Origin of the sequence: Pseudoselenomonas ruminantium, assembly GCF_900104055.1 — a bacterium.
In the GTDB taxonomy this organism is placed as follows: domain Bacteria; phylum Bacillota; class Negativicutes; order Selenomonadales; family Selenomonadaceae; genus Selenomonas_A; species Selenomonas_A ruminantium_C.
Window position 1 is genome coordinate 1 of the sequence record NZ_FNJQ01000056.1, and the last position, 14,838, is coordinate 14,838.

At 51.4% G+C, this 14,838-nt stretch carries 13 protein-coding genes; 12 read left to right on the forward strand and 1 reads right to left on the reverse strand.

The window, feature by feature from the left end; all coding sequences use genetic code 11:
- The first annotated feature begins 127 nt into the window (after positions 1 to 127).
- The 8 genes from BLQ59_RS14935 (at position 128) to BLQ59_RS14970 (ending at position 10,599) form a co-directional block, all read left to right on the forward strand.
- Positions 128 to 1,729: a dicarboxylate/amino acid:cation symporter gene (locus BLQ59_RS14935; protein ID WP_074573616.1), complete on the forward strand. Its 1,602-nt coding sequence runs from the start codon at positions 128 to 130 to the stop codon at positions 1,727 to 1,729.
- A gap of 68 nt (positions 1,730 to 1,797) precedes the next feature.
- Positions 1,798 to 2,781, forward strand: coding sequence for a LacI family DNA-binding transcriptional regulator (locus BLQ59_RS14940; protein WP_256324700.1), 984 nt, complete (start codon positions 1,798 to 1,800; stop codon positions 2,779 to 2,781).
- A gap of 188 nt (positions 2,782 to 2,969) precedes the next feature.
- Positions 2,970 to 4,346 (forward strand): glycoside hydrolase family 32 protein, encoded by a 1,377-nt coding sequence (locus BLQ59_RS14945; protein ID WP_073088801.1) that lies wholly within the window; start codon positions 2,970 to 2,972, stop codon positions 4,344 to 4,346.
- A 24-nt stretch (positions 4,347 to 4,370) separates the two neighbouring features.
- Positions 4,371 to 5,645 carry an oligosaccharide MFS transporter gene (locus BLQ59_RS14950; RefSeq protein WP_074573618.1) on the forward strand — a complete coding sequence of 425 codons (1,275 nt, stop codon included), beginning with the start codon at positions 4,371 to 4,373 and terminating at the stop codon, positions 5,643 to 5,645.
- Positions 5,646 to 5,721: 76 nt separating this feature from the next.
- The gene (locus tag BLQ59_RS14955; RefSeq protein ID WP_074573619.1) at positions 5,722 to 7,098 is read left to right on the forward strand and encodes a hypothetical protein; all 1,377 of its coding nucleotides are present in this window, start codon (positions 5,722 to 5,724) and stop codon (positions 7,096 to 7,098) included.
- A 36-nt stretch (positions 7,099 to 7,134) separates the two neighbouring features.
- Positions 7,135 to 8,607: a glycoside hydrolase family 32 protein gene (locus BLQ59_RS14960; protein WP_074573620.1), complete on the forward strand. Its 1,473-nt coding sequence runs from the start codon at positions 7,135 to 7,137 to the stop codon at positions 8,605 to 8,607.
- 182 nt (positions 8,608 to 8,789) lie between these two features.
- Positions 8,790 to 9,644 (forward strand): tagatose bisphosphate family class II aldolase, encoded by an 855-nt coding sequence (locus BLQ59_RS14965; protein ID WP_074573621.1) that lies wholly within the window; start codon positions 8,790 to 8,792, stop codon positions 9,642 to 9,644.
- A gap of 25 nt (positions 9,645 to 9,669) precedes the next feature.
- The gene (locus tag BLQ59_RS14970; protein WP_074573622.1) at positions 9,670 to 10,599 is read left to right on the forward strand and encodes a 1-phosphofructokinase family hexose kinase; all 930 of its coding nucleotides are present in this window, start codon (positions 9,670 to 9,672) and stop codon (positions 10,597 to 10,599) included.
- Between the two features lie 415 nt (positions 10,600 to 11,014).
- On the opposite strand, the gene BLQ59_RS14975 is transcribed toward BLQ59_RS14970, so the two are convergent.
- Complete coding sequence (locus tag BLQ59_RS14975; protein WP_074573623.1) at positions 11,015 to 11,821, reverse strand: MurR/RpiR family transcriptional regulator; 807 nt, start codon at positions 11,819 to 11,821, stop codon at positions 11,015 to 11,017.
- Between the two features lie 143 nt (positions 11,822 to 11,964).
- Here BLQ59_RS14975 and BLQ59_RS14980 point away from each other — a divergent pair, with 143 nt between their 5' ends.
- The 4 genes from BLQ59_RS14980 to lacG are packed head-to-tail and all read left to right on the forward strand — an operon-like array spanning position 11,965 to position 14,717.
- Positions 11,965 to 12,384: an RpiB/LacA/LacB family sugar-phosphate isomerase gene (locus BLQ59_RS14980; RefSeq protein ID WP_074573624.1), complete on the forward strand. Its 420-nt coding sequence runs from the start codon at positions 11,965 to 11,967 to the stop codon at positions 12,382 to 12,384.
- Between the two features lie 13 nt (positions 12,385 to 12,397).
- The gene (gene lacB / locus BLQ59_RS14985; RefSeq protein WP_074573625.1) at positions 12,398 to 12,913 is read left to right on the forward strand and encodes a galactose-6-phosphate isomerase subunit LacB; all 516 of its coding nucleotides are present in this window, start codon (positions 12,398 to 12,400) and stop codon (positions 12,911 to 12,913) included.
- A 51-nt stretch (positions 12,914 to 12,964) separates the two neighbouring features.
- A complete protein-coding gene (locus BLQ59_RS14990; protein ID WP_143005388.1) occupies positions 12,965 to 13,282 on the forward strand; it encodes a PTS lactose/cellobiose transporter subunit IIA in 318 nt (105 codons plus the stop codon).
- A 4-nt stretch (positions 13,283 to 13,286) separates the two neighbouring features.
- Positions 13,287 to 14,717: a 6-phospho-beta-galactosidase gene (gene lacG, locus BLQ59_RS14995; protein WP_074573626.1), complete on the forward strand. Its 1,431-nt coding sequence runs from the start codon at positions 13,287 to 13,289 to the stop codon at positions 14,715 to 14,717.
- Positions 14,718 to 14,838 lie beyond the last annotated feature (121 nt).

The window sequence follows — 14,838 nt, forward strand, 5'->3', positions numbered from 1 at the left end:
TGCCCTTACTCGGCTTGTCGAGAGCAGTTAATGAGCAACAAAGTTTATAAAAAACTTTAACATTATTTGTTGAGTTTGGTTATAAACATAGCATAGTGAGATCTAGAGAGGGAAGTGATGACTGGCGATGACAGATGTGAACTATGACCTGACCAGACAAAATTTGGACGCAGTTCCTGCTTGGCTGGAGCAGAGATTGAACGCTGAAAATATCAGCGAGAAAGAAATTTACGTTGCTCAATTGCTGGTGGAGGAAAATTTCCTGCAAATGGAACGGCTGGCCGATACGGAAGATTTTTCTGTGCGGCTGACCGTCAAAAAAAGCTTTGGCGATCTCCGGGTCGTGCTGAGCGCTCCCGGCGCGCCTTATCATGGGCGGGCGCATTTTACGGAGATGAATGGGGATGAAGACGAATATGCCAATCTGGCCATTCTGGATGCTTATCGGGAAAAGCTGAAAATCTATCGCAAGAATGGGCAGAATATCGTGGTCGTCAAGGTCCATAAAGAGGGCAATACGCAAACGCGGCGGACGCTTTTTGGCATGGTCGGCGGTATTTTGCTGGGATTGCTGCTCAAAGAGGTGGTGACCAGTCCCGCTGATCTGGCCTGGATTGAGGATAACCTCTTATCTTCTTTGCAGGCGATGATGCTGCATGCGTTGCTCCTGATTGCGGCGCCTTTGATTTTCTTCTCCATTTTGTCCGGGATTGCCAACATTTCGGATATGGCCTCGCTGGGGCGTATCGGCGGGAAAATCGTGCTCGTATCCCTGCCCAAGCTGGCCTTTTTTGTCCTGCTGGGCCTGTTGGTCGGCCATGCTCTGGGTGGGCTGACCTCCATAGCAGGGATGCTGGCTGGTGATGCCTTGATGGATAAGGACACATCCTTGCGTGACTTGATTGTAGGAATCATCCCCAGTGATATGGTTACCCCCTTTCATACCAATAATGTCCTGCAGATGCTGTTTCTGGCCTGCTTGTTTGGCGTCCTGCTGGCGCGGGCGGGCAGCTGGGCGGCCTGGGCCAGAGAGGGGATGAATTTCTTCACTCGCTTCCTGATGGAAGCAATGGGGCTTATCCTGCCCTTCATTCCCTTGCTGGTGCTGGTATCCATGACGAGGCTGACGATGCATACGGGCCTGGATGTATTGTTGCCCTTTGGCAAGCTGATCCTGGCGACGGCTTTGGGCATTCCTGTGGACATCCTGCTGGCGAGCCTTTTGCTGGCGGTGTTTGGCCAGCTGTCACCACTGCCCTTTGCGCAGAAGGCAGCCCGATTTGTGCCCCTGCCGTTTTCTCTGAGCGATTCCACGGCCTGCATGCCCACGACGATGGCCTTTTGTCAGGATAAACTGGGGATGGAGGAAAAGTTCACGCGCTTTTCCATACCTGTCGGCATGCAGCTCAATATGGACGGCACGGCCTACTATGTGTCCATCGTATCCATGATGCTGGTGCACAGTTTTGGGCTTACGGTAGATGTTGATTTCTTCATCGGTTTCTTCTTCGCGCATCTGCTCATCTCGCTGACCGGGATCGGCCTTCTGGCGATGCCCTCCGTCTATGCCGCTTTTGGCATCCCGACTGTGGCCATTTCTGTGGTGATCGGCATAGAACCGATACTGGATATGTTCGGCACAGCCCAGAGCGTCATCGGCAACATAACCTCATCCTTGCTGGTCTGCCGCGGGGAGCAGGAGGTAGATGAAAAAACCTATTGCCAATAAAGGGTTGGCAATAGGCCCGATTTTGTTTTACAATGAGTAGCGTATTGTGGATGAAATATTAGCAGGAGGTGCTTAGTTTGGCCAGGATTCGGGATGTAGCGCAGGAAGCTGGCGTGTCTGTGGGGACGGTCTCCATGGTGCTCAATCATAATGATTACGGTTCGGCGGCAATCAGGCAAAAGGTACAGGCGGCTGTGAAGAAACTGCAGTATGTACCCAGTGAGATGGCCCGCAATCTATCGCTCAGGCGAACCATGACGGTGGGAATCATTGTACCGACGGTTTCCCATCCTTTTTTTGCGGAATTGGTGGGAGCATTGGAGGAAGCCTTGTATCATCTGGGCTATAAGACCATGCTTTGCTGTACCCGGCAAAAGGAGAATGCGGAGCATGTGTTTATCGAGATGCTGCAGCGTCAGAATATGGACGGCATCATCATGGGGGCGCATTCGTTGGATACATCGCTCTATCAAGGACTGAAACAGCCTATTATCGCGTTTGACCGTTACCTGAGTCCGGATATTCCCATCGTGCATACGGATCATGTGCAGGGCGGACATTTGGCCGCGCAGGCTTTTTTGCAGCATGACTGCCGGCATATCGTGGAGATTTCTGGATCGCAGATGGTCAAGACTCCAGCTGGCGAATACCATCAGGCCTTCAATGAGGTCATGCAGGCGCATGGGGTGAAGACGGATGTCGTGGCGCTTCCTTGGAATGGCTTTGGGCTGGCGGAATCGTTGGCGCTGGCAGAGCAGATTTTTGTGGATTATCCGGATGTGGATGGCATATTGGGTTCGGATATATCGGTATCCAGTTGCCTGCAGGTGGCTGTGCGGCGCGGGATCAAAGTACCAGAGCAGTTGAAGATGGTGGCCTATGATGGCACGTTCATCACCCAGAATGGTATCTGCAGGTTGACTGCAGTACGTCAGCCCATCGAAGATCTGGCCGGGGTGGCGGCGCAGAAAATCGTGAACATGATCAATGGCAGGCCGGATGATTCACCATGGGTATTGCCACCAATCTTGCTACCGGGAGAGACCTGTTAACGCACAGGTCTTGGGCGGTATGCTTACAGCTATAATCACAATAGTCAGAATACAGATATAAAAAAATAAATTACAAAACCATTGACAATCGATACAAATAAGTCTAAAATACTTTTTGAACCGGTTCATTGAACCGGTTCAAAAAGAGGAAACACGATAGATTAGATGAAACAAGGGAGCGCATGTTCATGAAAGAGCCGATAACAATCACAAATCAGCGATATCGCCTGGGATATCATGTAATGACACCAGGTGGCTGGATGAATGATCCGAATGGTTTTTCCTTCTTCAAAGGATGGTATCATATATTTTATCAGTATTATCCCTATGCCGCTGAATGGGGCCCGATGCACTGGGGGCATGCCCGCAGCCGTGACCTGGTTCACTGGGAAACACTGCCAGTAGCATTGGCACCGGATGAAAATGAGAACGGCTGTTTCTCTGGCAGTGCGGTGGTCTATGATGATAAGCTTTGGCTGATCTACACGGGGCATCATACGCCCAATGCGGTAGATCCGGAGGATTTCTATCAGGACCAGCGGGTAGCCTGGAGTGAAGATGGCATCCACTTCACGAAGTATGGTGCCAATCCGGTGCTCAGGACGCCGGCAGGCAATACGAAGCATTTCCGCGATCCGAAGGTCTGGCAGGAAGGTGATACGTTCTACATGGTGCTGGGCAGTCAGGATGTGGATGGCCTGGGCCGGGCACTGGTATATAGCTCGCCAGATCTTCTGCACTGGCAGTTGGATACGGAACTTTGCAAATCTGTGGGCAAGGAGCAGGAAGGCTATATGTGGGAATGCCCGGACTTCTTCCATCTGGATGGCAAGGATATCCTGCTGATGTCCCCGCAGGGACTTGAGGCCGATGGTGACCGCTTCCGCAATCTGAATCAGACCGGTTATCTGCTGGGAAATGTCGAGGATAAGAAACTACAGCATGCTGGTTTTGTGGAAATTGATAATGGTCATGATTTCTATGCGACACAGACGATGTTGACGCCGGATGGCCGGCGGGTGATGATCGCCTGGATGAATGCCTGGGATTCCCCGATGCCAGAAATCGAAGATGGCTGGGCCGGAGCACTCACATTACCGCGAGAACTGTCTGTGAAAGATGGCCGCCTCCTGCAGAAACCAGTGCGCGAGCTTACAGGCTTACGGCAGGAAGTCCTGCTGAATGGCTGCCTTGAAGCGGAGCGTGATTACAAGCTGGGGCGTCAGGCAGAGCTGGAACTGACTTTTACAGAAAAGGCCGAGGGGGTACTCCTGCTGCTGTCCGATGGGGATAAGAGCCTGCAGCTGAGTCTGGAGCCTGGCGGACGCTTTGTGCTGAATCGCAACACGAAAGACGGCGAGCGGGCTGCGGTACTGACCAGCAAAGAGCCGCTGAAACTGCAGATCTTCATCGACAAGAGCTCGGCAGAACTGTTCGTGGCAGACGGAGAACTGACGTTCACGGAACGCATTTATTGGGAAAAAGATGTCAACTGCCGCCTGCTGGCTAAGGCTGCCAATCAGGTCAAGGCGTGGCGGCTGGAGGGCGAATGTAATCAGTATTGATTCAAGCTGAAGGGGAGAATAATCATGCAAAACGTTTTTTCGAAAGCTTTACGCAATCCGTTCTATCGGGCGGGTTCGTTGGAAATACTCTTGTTCTTTGCAGGCTGGGGAATCTGGTGGTCCTTCTTCCAGATATGGCTGACGACTAAGCAGGGATTTACGGGGGCACAGGTCGGCACCATCTATACCTTTGGTTCAGCTGTGGCGCTGGTACTGATGTTTGTCTATGGATCGCTGCAGGATAAACTGGGGTTGAAAAAACACCTGCTGATTGCCATGGTGGGCTGCCAGGTCCTGTTGGCACCGTTCTTCACCTGGGTGTATGTGCCCATGCTGGAGAGCAATTTCTATGTCGGTGCTATGGTCGGTGCGGTCTATCTGGCTGTGGCATACCTGGCTGCCTGCCCGGTCTTCGAGGCAGTGACGGAGCGTCTCAGCCGTCGTTACAGCTTTGAGTATGGTCAGGCCCGCGCCTGGGGTTCCTTTGGTTATGCCATGTCGGCCCTTGCCGCAGGTTTCCTCTTTACGATTAATCCGTATCTGGTATTTTGGACCGGTTCAGCGGTATCGGCAGTCCTCTTGGCAGTGCTGCTGCTCATGAAGCCGGAAAATAAGGAAGCAAATATCGCTGCCTATGAGAACAGCGAGGAACGCGACAAGGCGGTTAAATCTCCCTCGCTTAAGGAAATCATTCAGGTCTTCGGTATCTTTGATGTTTGGAAAATCATTATCTTTGTTATCTTGAGCTGGACGTTCTATACCGTATTTGACCAGCAGATGTTCCCGGAATTCTTCACGCGTTTCTTTGCTACCCCGGAAGAAGGTCAGCAGGCTTATGGTATCCTGAATTCTGTACAGGTATTTTTGGAATTCCTGATGATGGGCTTGGTGCCGGTGCTGATGAAGAAAATTGGCGTGCGCAATGCGCTGCTCTTAGGCTGCCTCATTATGATCTGCCGCATCGGCGGCTGTGGTCTGGCTTCGACTCCGCTGGGGATTGGCCTGATAAAGCTTCTGCATGCTCCGGAAACAGCACTCTTTGTGCTGGCAATCTTCCGCTATTTCACCTTGCATTTTGATACCCGTGTATCCGCTACCCTCTATATGGTCGGTTTCCAGATTGCAGCTTCTGTGGGCGGCATTATCTTCTCCGTACCGCTGGGCAGTCTGCGTGACAGCATTGGTTATCAGAGCACGTTCCTGACGATTGCCGGAATTGTCCTGGTGGCAACCGTATATGCCTTCTGCATTTTGAAAAAAGATGACCGCGATGTAGAAGGTCAGCCGTTGGAAGCGTAAACAATTGGTGATGCAGGAAGCGTTACTGAAATATGGAAAATCAGCAGCGCTTCCTTTTTTGGAGGGAGACAGCATAATGAAGAAGAAACTACTGATGGGCGGCCTGCTGCCGGCACTGGTAATGAGCACATGCGGCGTGGCTGGAGCACAGCCGGCAGCCATGGATACGCTGACGGCCATGGAACAGAATCCGGACGCTGGAAGCCAAATGGGGGCTTCGACAGAACCCGTAACACAGGAATCCCTGCAGGAGATGCGCAGGCAGCTGGAGGAGCAGCTGCAGCAGGCGCAGGAACTGCAGAACAGACTGAATGCCCAGTTGGGCAGCTTGGAAAAGCGCATGAAAAAGGTAGAGAAAAGAAGCTGGGAGCCACCTATAGAGATCCATGGCTATGGGCGTCTGCGTTGGGATAAGCAGAATTTTGATCACTTCAGCAACTACAAAGCAGCAGATGAGAAAACCGTATGGCTCAATCTCTTTACCAAATACCGTATTAATGACACCTGGTCTATCCACAGTGAGCATGAGTTCGTGAACAATCTTTCCACCAACCATGGTGCTTATGAAGGCGATGGGGGGAATGATGCCCCAGGTGGCAAGAGATATTCCCGCCCTGTGTTACAGCTTTATACCGAAGGCCGCATAGGCGGTCTCAATGTAAAATTGGGACGCTATTATCTCCAGTCTCCCTATAAATTCACATTTGATGAAAAGATCGATGGCTGGCAAGCAAGTTATGGCATTCCCACTAAGTGGGGGCGTAAGGCCAACTTTACAGTTAATGCTGGTAAGACCTATAGTAAGAATATGTATGCCGATATGGATTATGGCAATAATAATGAACGATGGGATATACCAGGCGGGAGTACAGATGCGAGGGTCTTGTCTTTGATTAGTGAAATCCCTGTAGCAAAGAATACAAATATAACCTCACACTTTGGACGTATAACCTGGCAGGGACAAGGAAATCACTGGCAGCGTAAGACATGGTCTTTCGGTTTTGACACTAAGCTGAATCGGGATCTGAAGCTGACAGCTGCCATCGCCAAATCAGATTCTCAGACTTTAAATAAATCACATGTTATCCAATTGCAGTACAAAGAAGCTCGTCCGGATATTCCCGGTTCCTTTGATATCTATGTCAAGAAATACCTGCAACGCGGTCATACTGGTATGACGAACTGGTTTAATGATGACATTGTTTGTGTTACAGATAGCGACTTTGTAGGTGATGTCGACGCTAATAATCCAGGGAATCCATGGGATCACCGGTACGCTGAATTCAATGGATTACGCATTGGTGCTGATTTCGTGCCTGTTCGTAATACCAAGCTGCTTCTCCATTACACCTTCGGCAAGATGGGGCTGATGGATTGGGCAGGAAATGGAAGAACGAATGGCAAACGTGATGATTACAGCTTCTTCCGCGCTCAGTGGGAAATGTATTTCTAAGCGGCATACAGTATAATGAAAGGAAGGCAGAAATAAATGAAAAAACAGATTTTGGCCGCCTTGCTGGCCGCATCGACCCTTTGTGTGAGCAGTTCCGATGTGTCAGCGCATCAAGCGTTGTTCCCGAATACCGGCTATAGCTGGGTGGGGGATACCATGCCCTATTATGATGGGCAGCAGTTCCGTATCTTCTATTTGGAAGATATGCGTGACGGGGATACAGGCTTTCATCCCTGGAGCCTCTGGACAACAAAGGATTTTACCGATTTCCATCACGACAGCTGGGTTATCCCTTACGATACGACGAATGAGTTTGCCAAGGATTCGGCGCTGGGGACCGGTTCTGTGGTACGGGATAAGGATGGTCTTTACCATGCGTTCTACACGGGATTCAACTGGCGCACGATGCCGAAGGAAAACATCATGCACGCAGTCAGCACAGATCTCGTGAGTTGGCAGAAACTGCCGGAGGATACCTTCCGTGGCAGCAAGCCTTATATCTATGATGACACGTTCCGGGATCCCAATGTATTCTACAATGCCGATTATGATGAATACTGGATGCTGATCACCACCCGCAGCAAGAAGGCGCGCGGCGTGATTGCCCGCTATACGTCAAAGGATCTCAAGCATTGGGAAAATAAGGGCATCTTCTTTGAAAATGATATGGGCAGTGATGCCAATATGGAATGTCCGACACTCGTCAAATACGGCGATTACTGGTATCTGACCTTTTCGGATCAGTGGCCGAGCCGTGTCGTTCATTACCGTGTGGCCAAGGATTCCCAAGGGCCATTTGAGAAGCCGGCACAGGATGCCTTTGATGCCAGTGGCTTCTATGCGGCCAAGCTGGCCAAGGATGACAACGATCTCTATCTGGTGGGCTGGACGCCGACCAAGTGGGATGGGCAGGATAAAAAACCGACCGATTGGGCGGGTAATATGGTGACGCATCAGCTCAAGCAGCGGGCCGATGGCACGCTGTATCCGGTACCGGTTCAAAAGGCAGCCGCGCGCATGAATAAGGAAGAAGTGTTGAAGCCGGTTATGCAGAGCAGCGATGTCACGGTAAATGGTCAGGATTATCGCTTCGGGGCCAATGGCTATGAAAGTGTTGTGCTGCCGCGGATCAAGGGCATCCGGAAAATCACGGGGCGTTTTACCCCTGTAAATCCACAGGGAAAATTCGGCTTGATGTTCAATGTTGGCCCCAACAAGACCGGTGCTTTGAATCTGGTATTCGATCCGGGCAAACAGCAGGTGGCCTTCTACAACACCGATACAGCCAAAATAAACAAGGCCAAGCCGGAACTTTCCGTACCGGTCAGCTTACAGGCAGGGCAAAGCTATGACTTCACCCTGCTCATCGATGGCACGGTGGCGGTGCTCTACATCAATGACCAGATGGCTTTGAGCACGCGCATGTACGGCCTGCCAGAACATCAATGGGGTGTTTTCTCCCTGAATAGTGAGGTTACGCTGAGCAATCTGCGCAGCAGTACTTTTTGATGGACTTATTGATCATCCCCTTGATCATCCCCAAAGCTCCACTGGCTTTTGCGAGCCGGCGGGGTTTTTTTTTGCCTTGAAAACATTTTCAAAAGGCGAAAACAAAGGCGGTTTCGGAATCTCTATAATGAAAGCATAAACACAAGCTCAGGTTAAAAGTTTTTACATAAGGAGAGATTCTCATGAAACTGCACAATACCAATGATATGCTCAAGGATGCCCAAAAGAAACACTATGCGGTACCGGCCTTCAACATTCACAATCTGGAAACCTTCCAGGTGGTGGTGGATACGGCCAGCGAGATGCGTTCGCCGGTGATCATCGCAGCCACGCCGTCCACGGTGCGCTATGCAGACAAGGATTATCTGGTAGCGCTCACGGGCACGGCCATGGAGAAATATGATATTCCCATGTCCTTCCACCTCGATCACCATGAAGATGTGGAAGAGATTGAAACCACGGTGGCTGCCGGTTGCCGCAGCGTGATGATCGATGCCTCGAAACTTCCCTATGAGGACAATGTGGCCAAGGTAAAAGAAGTGGTTTCCTTTGCCCATACCTGCGGGGCTTCGGTGGAGGCGGAACTCGGCAAATTGGTGGGACAGGAAGATGATCTGGTGGTGGATGAGGCGGAAAGCGCCTATACCAACCCGGATGATGCGGTACGTTATGTGGAAGCTACGGGCATCGACAGCCTCGCCGTGGCCATCGGCACGGCGCATGGCCTCTACAAGGGCACGCCGAAACTGGATTTTGACCGCCTGACCGAAATCCGCAGCCGCGTGGAGATTCCGCTGGTGCTGCATGGTGCATCCGATGTGCCCGATGAACTGGTGCAGAAGGCGATTTCCTTAGGCATCTGCAAAGTCAATGTGGCTACGGACCTGAAGATCCCCTTCTCCAATGCGGTCAAGGAATTCTTCAAGGAAAATCCTGCCGCCAATGATCCGCGCAAGTATATGACGCCGGGCAAGGAGGCCATGAAGGCCATTGTCCAGCATAAGATTGAAGTCTGCGGCAGCCAGAATCGTTATTGAGAGCGGAAACAGGGAAGGGATAGCTATGATACTTGTGATAAATCTTAACGCCTCCTTGGATAAGCGCTATGAGCTGGTGGATTTGGCTAAAGGCAAGATCGTGCGGGCAAAATCCGTGGATAATACACCCGGCGGCAAGGGCATCCATGTGGCGAATGTGGATACCATTTTAGGCGAAGATACCGTGGTTACAGGTTTTTTGGGTGGGAAGACCGGGGAATTCGTTGCCGGGCGGCTCTATGATTATGGCATCACCGGCGATTTCGTCGGCGTGGCAGGGGAAACCCGTTCCTGTCTGGCGATACTTACCGAGGATGGTGCCCAGACGGAAATCCTGGAGCCGGGACCGGAAGTGAGCCTGGAGGAATTAAAAAAGTTCCGTGAAAAATACACGGAACTTTTAGGGAAAGCCGATATAGTGGTGGCTTCGGGCAGCGTGCCCCGAGGGGTGCCGGTTGATTTTTACGCCTCCCTGATTGAGGAAGCCCATGAGGCGGGCAAGAAATTCCTGCTCGATACCAGCGGCGACTTGCTGGCCAGAGGGATTGCGGCGCGGCCGGATTTCATCAAGCCCAATCAGGATGAGATTGAAGCCCTGCGGGGCTACCGCCTGCACAGCGAAGAAGATCTGGTGCGGGAGATCCGCCACTTTCTGGATGAAGGGATTGAGATAGCGGCGATATCCTTGGGCAGCAAGGGATCGCTGGTAGGGGTTCGGGATGAGATCTACCGCGTCACCGTGCCGGAGATTGAGTGCCAGAATCCCGTGGGTTCGGGCGATTCCTATGTGGCAGGGATTGCGGCAGGGTTGTCGCGCAAGCTGCCCATTGAGGAAACGCTGCGGTTAGGAGCCGCCTGCGGGACGGCTAATGCACTGGAGGCGGAGAGCGGGTTTGTACGCAAAGGCGTGGTGGAGAAGCTGCTTTCTGAGATATCCATCGAGAAGATTGCCTGATGTTAGTGCATGCTAGGCGCGGGTGCTTGCTTTTTGACCTCCGCCCTAAATGACTCCCTCGGCAAGTCCGTTTTTTTTAGCCGGATTGCGCCGGTCACCACGGCGCGTCTTTCAGTGATTTGTCCAGCGTTTTTCGCTTAGAAGCCAGCCTGCGGCAGCGGGCTACGGTCAAAAAGCAAGCACCCGCGCCAAGGTAGAAAGCGATTGTGCAAAGGCATGATAAATCAGCTTGCAGACGGGGGCGTGTTTTGTGGAACGTAGCGACTGCTATGCTGGCTGGCGAGGGGCATAAACAATACATTACGATGTCAATGCGCCGTGGTGACCGGCGCGGGTAACAACGAGATGCTCTATTATCTTGCCAGACATTTAGCGAAGTCCACAAAACACGCCCCCGTCTGCAGCACTCACTTACTTAAAAATAGTGTTCCCGCCGATAAGCCGCCTCTTTTTGGGCGGCTTTTTCACGTTCTTCTTCCTGCTGTTTGGCCAGATAGTCGATGATGATGCGGCTGATGACGTAGATGGGCAGGCGGGAGGTGGCGTCTACGTTCTTGATGGACACATGGCTGTGCTTGAAGCCGTAGGCGGTGAGGTGGGCAATGCGGGCCAGTGGGGTATCCGGGGCGCCGCAGGTGATGGTGATGATCCTGGCACCTAAGGACGCTGCATTTTCGGCGGCGGTTAAGAGTTCCGGAGTCTTGCCCGACAGGGAGAAGATGATCACGAGTTCCTGATTCTTCACCCGCCGCGTCATATCTTGCATGATGGACGGATCGCTGTTGGCAAAGACATTATAGCCCTGCAGCTGCAATTTCAGGGCAAATTCATCGGCCACATGTTCTGTTAAGCCGCGGGAAAGCAGATAGATGCGCTTGGCCTGTCGGATTTCCCGGACTACCGCCAGAATGGTCTCGATGCTGAGCTGCTCGATGGTCTGTGTCACTTCCATCAGGCTCTTGTTGAAGATTTCATTGACCTCAATGCTGTCCTTATGCACCTCGGTTTCCTGGGTGATCATATAGCGCAGCTCCGCAAAGCCTGAGATGCCGCATTTCTTGATGGTGCGGCTTACCGTGGCCGGAGAGGAATACGTGGCTTCGGCCACATCACTGATGGACATGGAGGAAATCTTTTCTGCGTTCATATTGATGAAGCCGATGACCTTTTTCTCCGTTTCCGTCAGATGCTCGAGGAAATCATGGTCGATTTTGATTAACATAATTTATCGCTCCTTACACAACAACACATATCTTAATTATACTACGCCCGTGGCGAAAATCCTTTCAAAACATGAAAACAAAGCGGATTTTATAAAGGCTATAATAAAATCATCAACAGGAACAACAGAAAGGAAGTCAGATTATGAAAGTTGCATTAGCTGCCAATGGTGCTGGCGCAGAACTCAAGGAAAGCATCAAAGCATATTTAGCCGATAAAGGTTATGAAATAGAAGATTTTTCCGATCCGGATATTTTCACGGCTACGGAAAATGTCGTAGAGGCGATTCAGGAAAAGGGAATAACCCGCGGCATTGTCGTGGATGACTATGGCGTGGCTCCCTTTATGATTGCGGCCAAGCATCATGGCATTGTCTGTGCGCCGACCTATGAGGATTACACTTCCTCTATGACCCGCCGCCATAACAGCACGCAGATCATCACGCTGGGCGCTAATGTCACGGCCGAAAAGCTCTCCTGTGAGCTGGCGGAGAATTTCGTGAAGACCGAGTACGATGGCGGGCGGCATCAGATCCGCATCGATATGCTGAACCGGGAACTTTGAGGAGGAATGGAAGATGAAGATTGCAATTGGCTGTGACCATATTGTTACGGATATCAAGATCAAGGCGGCAGAATTTTTGAAGAAACAGGGCCATGAGGTCATCGATGTGGGAACGTATGATTTCATCCGCACCCATTATCCCATCTATGGGCGCAAGGTTGGCAAGCTCGTGGCGACGGGAGAGGCAGATCTGGGTGTCTGCATCTGCGGCACGGGCATCGGCATCAACAATGCGGCGCAGAAGGTCAAGGGCGTGCGCGCTGCCTGTGTGGCGGATGTCCAGACGGCGGTAGCGGCGAAGGAGAATCTCAATGCCAATGTGATTGGCTGCGGCGGAAGAGTCATTGGCATTGGCTCGATCGAGTATATACTCGAGGCATTCCTGAAGGCGGAGTATAAGCCGACACCGGAAAAAGAGGCGTTGATTGCGAAGATTGACGGGCTTATTGGGGAGAATGATTGCATTGAAAATGATGCGCTTTTTGATGAGTACCTGCAAAAGTGGGATGAAGGGTTCTACCACGATTGATAGGGTGATATAATTAATTTCGATAACGCATTATTTTTTGAGGTGATTGGAATGGCAATGACGAAAGATGATATGGCAATGATTGCGATGGAGATCGTGGCTTATGCGGGAGATGCGCGTACGAAGTATCTTGCTGCTATGGATGCGATTGGGGAGAAGGATTTTGCCAAGGCCGAGGCGCTGATTAAAGAAGGTGATGACCTGATCCTGAATGCGCATAATCAGCAGACGGAACTAATCACGAAAGAGGCGGCCGGGGAAGATATTGAGATTGGCTTCTTGACCGTGCATGCGCAGGATCATCTGATGACGGCGATGCTGCTTTCGGATATGGATAAACGCTTCCTGAAGATGTTCAAGGAGAAATAAGACGATGGCAAAGAAGTTTCCTGATAATTTTATTTTTGGCGGGGCGACGGCGGCTTATCAGGTGGAAGGAGCTACCCGGGAAGATGGCCGTGGCCCGTGTGTCTGGGATGAATATATGAACCGTCCCGGAGCGCGCTTCAATGCGGACCCGGCTTCGGATTTCTATCATCAGTATAAGAAGGATCTGCAGCAGGCGCATGATTTCAACATCAATGGCATTCGCATTTCCCTGTCCTGGACGCGGATTCTGCCGGAGGGCGAGGGCAAAGTCAATCCGGCTGGTATCGACTATTACAACAAGCTGATCGATGAGTGCATCAAACAGGGAGTGGAGCCTTTCGTGACATTGCATCATTTTGATACGCCACTGCCGTATTTCCAGAATGGGCACTGGCTCAATCGGGAGTTGATCGATAAATTCGTAGATTATGCCCGTATCTGTTTTGAGGCGTTTGGTGACCGGGTGAAGAAATGGGCTACGTTCAACGAGCCTTGGTCCATTGCCCAGAATGGGTATTTAGCCGGGAATTTCCCGCCGAATGAAACCTTCCAGATCACGAAGGCCATCCAGATCGAGCATAATCTGATGGTAGCTCATGCCCGGGCGCTGAATCTCTACAAGAGCATGAACTTGCCGGGGCGGATTGGCATCGTGCATACGTTGGAAGGCAAGGTGGCCATCACGGATACGCCCGAAAACAACCATGCCCGGGATCTGGATGATGCCATTTCCAACCGCTTTATGCTGGATGCCTGCTATTTGGGCAAGTATTCGGATACGACCAAGGAACTCATCGGCGAGATCCTGCAGAAAAATGGCGGCGAACTGATTACCGAGCCGCAGGATTTTGTGGACTTTGCCGAGGCGGCCAAGCAGATTGACTTCTTGGGCATGAATTACTATTCCAGCCACTTCCTGCAGGCTTATGAGGGCGAAAGCCAGGTGGTCAATAACAGCACAGGCGAAAAGGGCACGAGCGTGTTCTGCCTCAAAGGCATCGGTGCCCGCGTTTCGAATCCTGCGGTGCCGACGACGGATTGGGATTGGCCAATCTACCCCGAGGGCATGTATATGCAGCTCAAGCGCATTGCCCGGGATTATCCGAATTACAAGGAAATCTTCATTTCGGAAAACGGCATGGGATATAAGGATGACTTCGAGGCTGGCAAGATTGATGATACGCCGCGCATCGAATATGTGACGAAGCATCTGGAGGCCATCCTGAAAGCCATCGAGGAAGGCGTCAACGTGGGCGGCTACTATATCTGGAGCCTCATGGATGTACTGTCCTGGAGCAATGGCTACAACAAGCGCTATGGCCTGTTCTATGTGGATTATAAGGACCAGAAGCGCTATCCGAAGAAAAGCGCATACTGGTATAAGGAAATGAGCCGGCGGGGCGAATTGGTTCCCGTAGAGAAAATCACATATTGAAATTCTAAAAATCCGCTGAAAAATGTCAGCGGATTTTTTGGGTAACTTGCAGTTTGTCAATGCGAGCTTAATCTAAATCTGTTACAGCGTAGTGGGGCGGAGGCGGGGATACTTCTTCGCC

Excerpts from the sequence above, each read along its gene's own strand:
- BLQ59_RS14935 (WP_074573616.1), top strand. The coding sequence starts at position 128 with ATGACAGATGTGAACTATGACCTGACCAGACAAAATTTGGACGCAGTT.
- BLQ59_RS14945 (WP_073088801.1), top strand. The coding sequence starts at position 2,970 with ATGAAAGAGCCGATAACAATCACAAATCAGCGATATCGCCTGGGATAT.
- BLQ59_RS14950 (WP_074573618.1), top strand. The coding sequence starts at position 4,371 with ATGCAAAACGTTTTTTCGAAAGCTTTACGCAATCCGTTCTATCGGGCG.
- BLQ59_RS14955 (WP_074573619.1), top strand. The coding sequence starts at position 5,722 with ATGAAGAAGAAACTACTGATGGGCGGCCTGCTGCCGGCACTGGTAATG.
- BLQ59_RS14960 (WP_074573620.1), top strand. The coding sequence starts at position 7,135 with ATGAAAAAACAGATTTTGGCCGCCTTGCTGGCCGCATCGACCCTTTGT.
- BLQ59_RS14965 (WP_074573621.1), top strand. The coding sequence starts at position 8,790 with ATGAAACTGCACAATACCAATGATATGCTCAAGGATGCCCAAAAGAAA.
- BLQ59_RS14970 (WP_074573622.1), top strand. The coding sequence starts at position 9,670 with ATGATACTTGTGATAAATCTTAACGCCTCCTTGGATAAGCGCTATGAG.
- BLQ59_RS14975 (WP_074573623.1), bottom strand. The coding sequence starts at position 11,821 with ATGTTAATCAAAATCGACCATGATTTCCTCGAGCATCTGACGGAAACG.
- BLQ59_RS14980 (WP_074573624.1), top strand. The coding sequence starts at position 11,965 with ATGAAAGTTGCATTAGCTGCCAATGGTGCTGGCGCAGAACTCAAGGAA.
- lacB (WP_074573625.1), top strand. The coding sequence starts at position 12,398 with ATGAAGATTGCAATTGGCTGTGACCATATTGTTACGGATATCAAGATC.
- BLQ59_RS14990 (WP_143005388.1), top strand. The coding sequence starts at position 12,965 with ATGGCAATGACGAAAGATGATATGGCAATGATTGCGATGGAGATCGTG.
- lacG (WP_074573626.1), top strand. The coding sequence starts at position 13,287 with ATGGCAAAGAAGTTTCCTGATAATTTTATTTTTGGCGGGGCGACGGCG.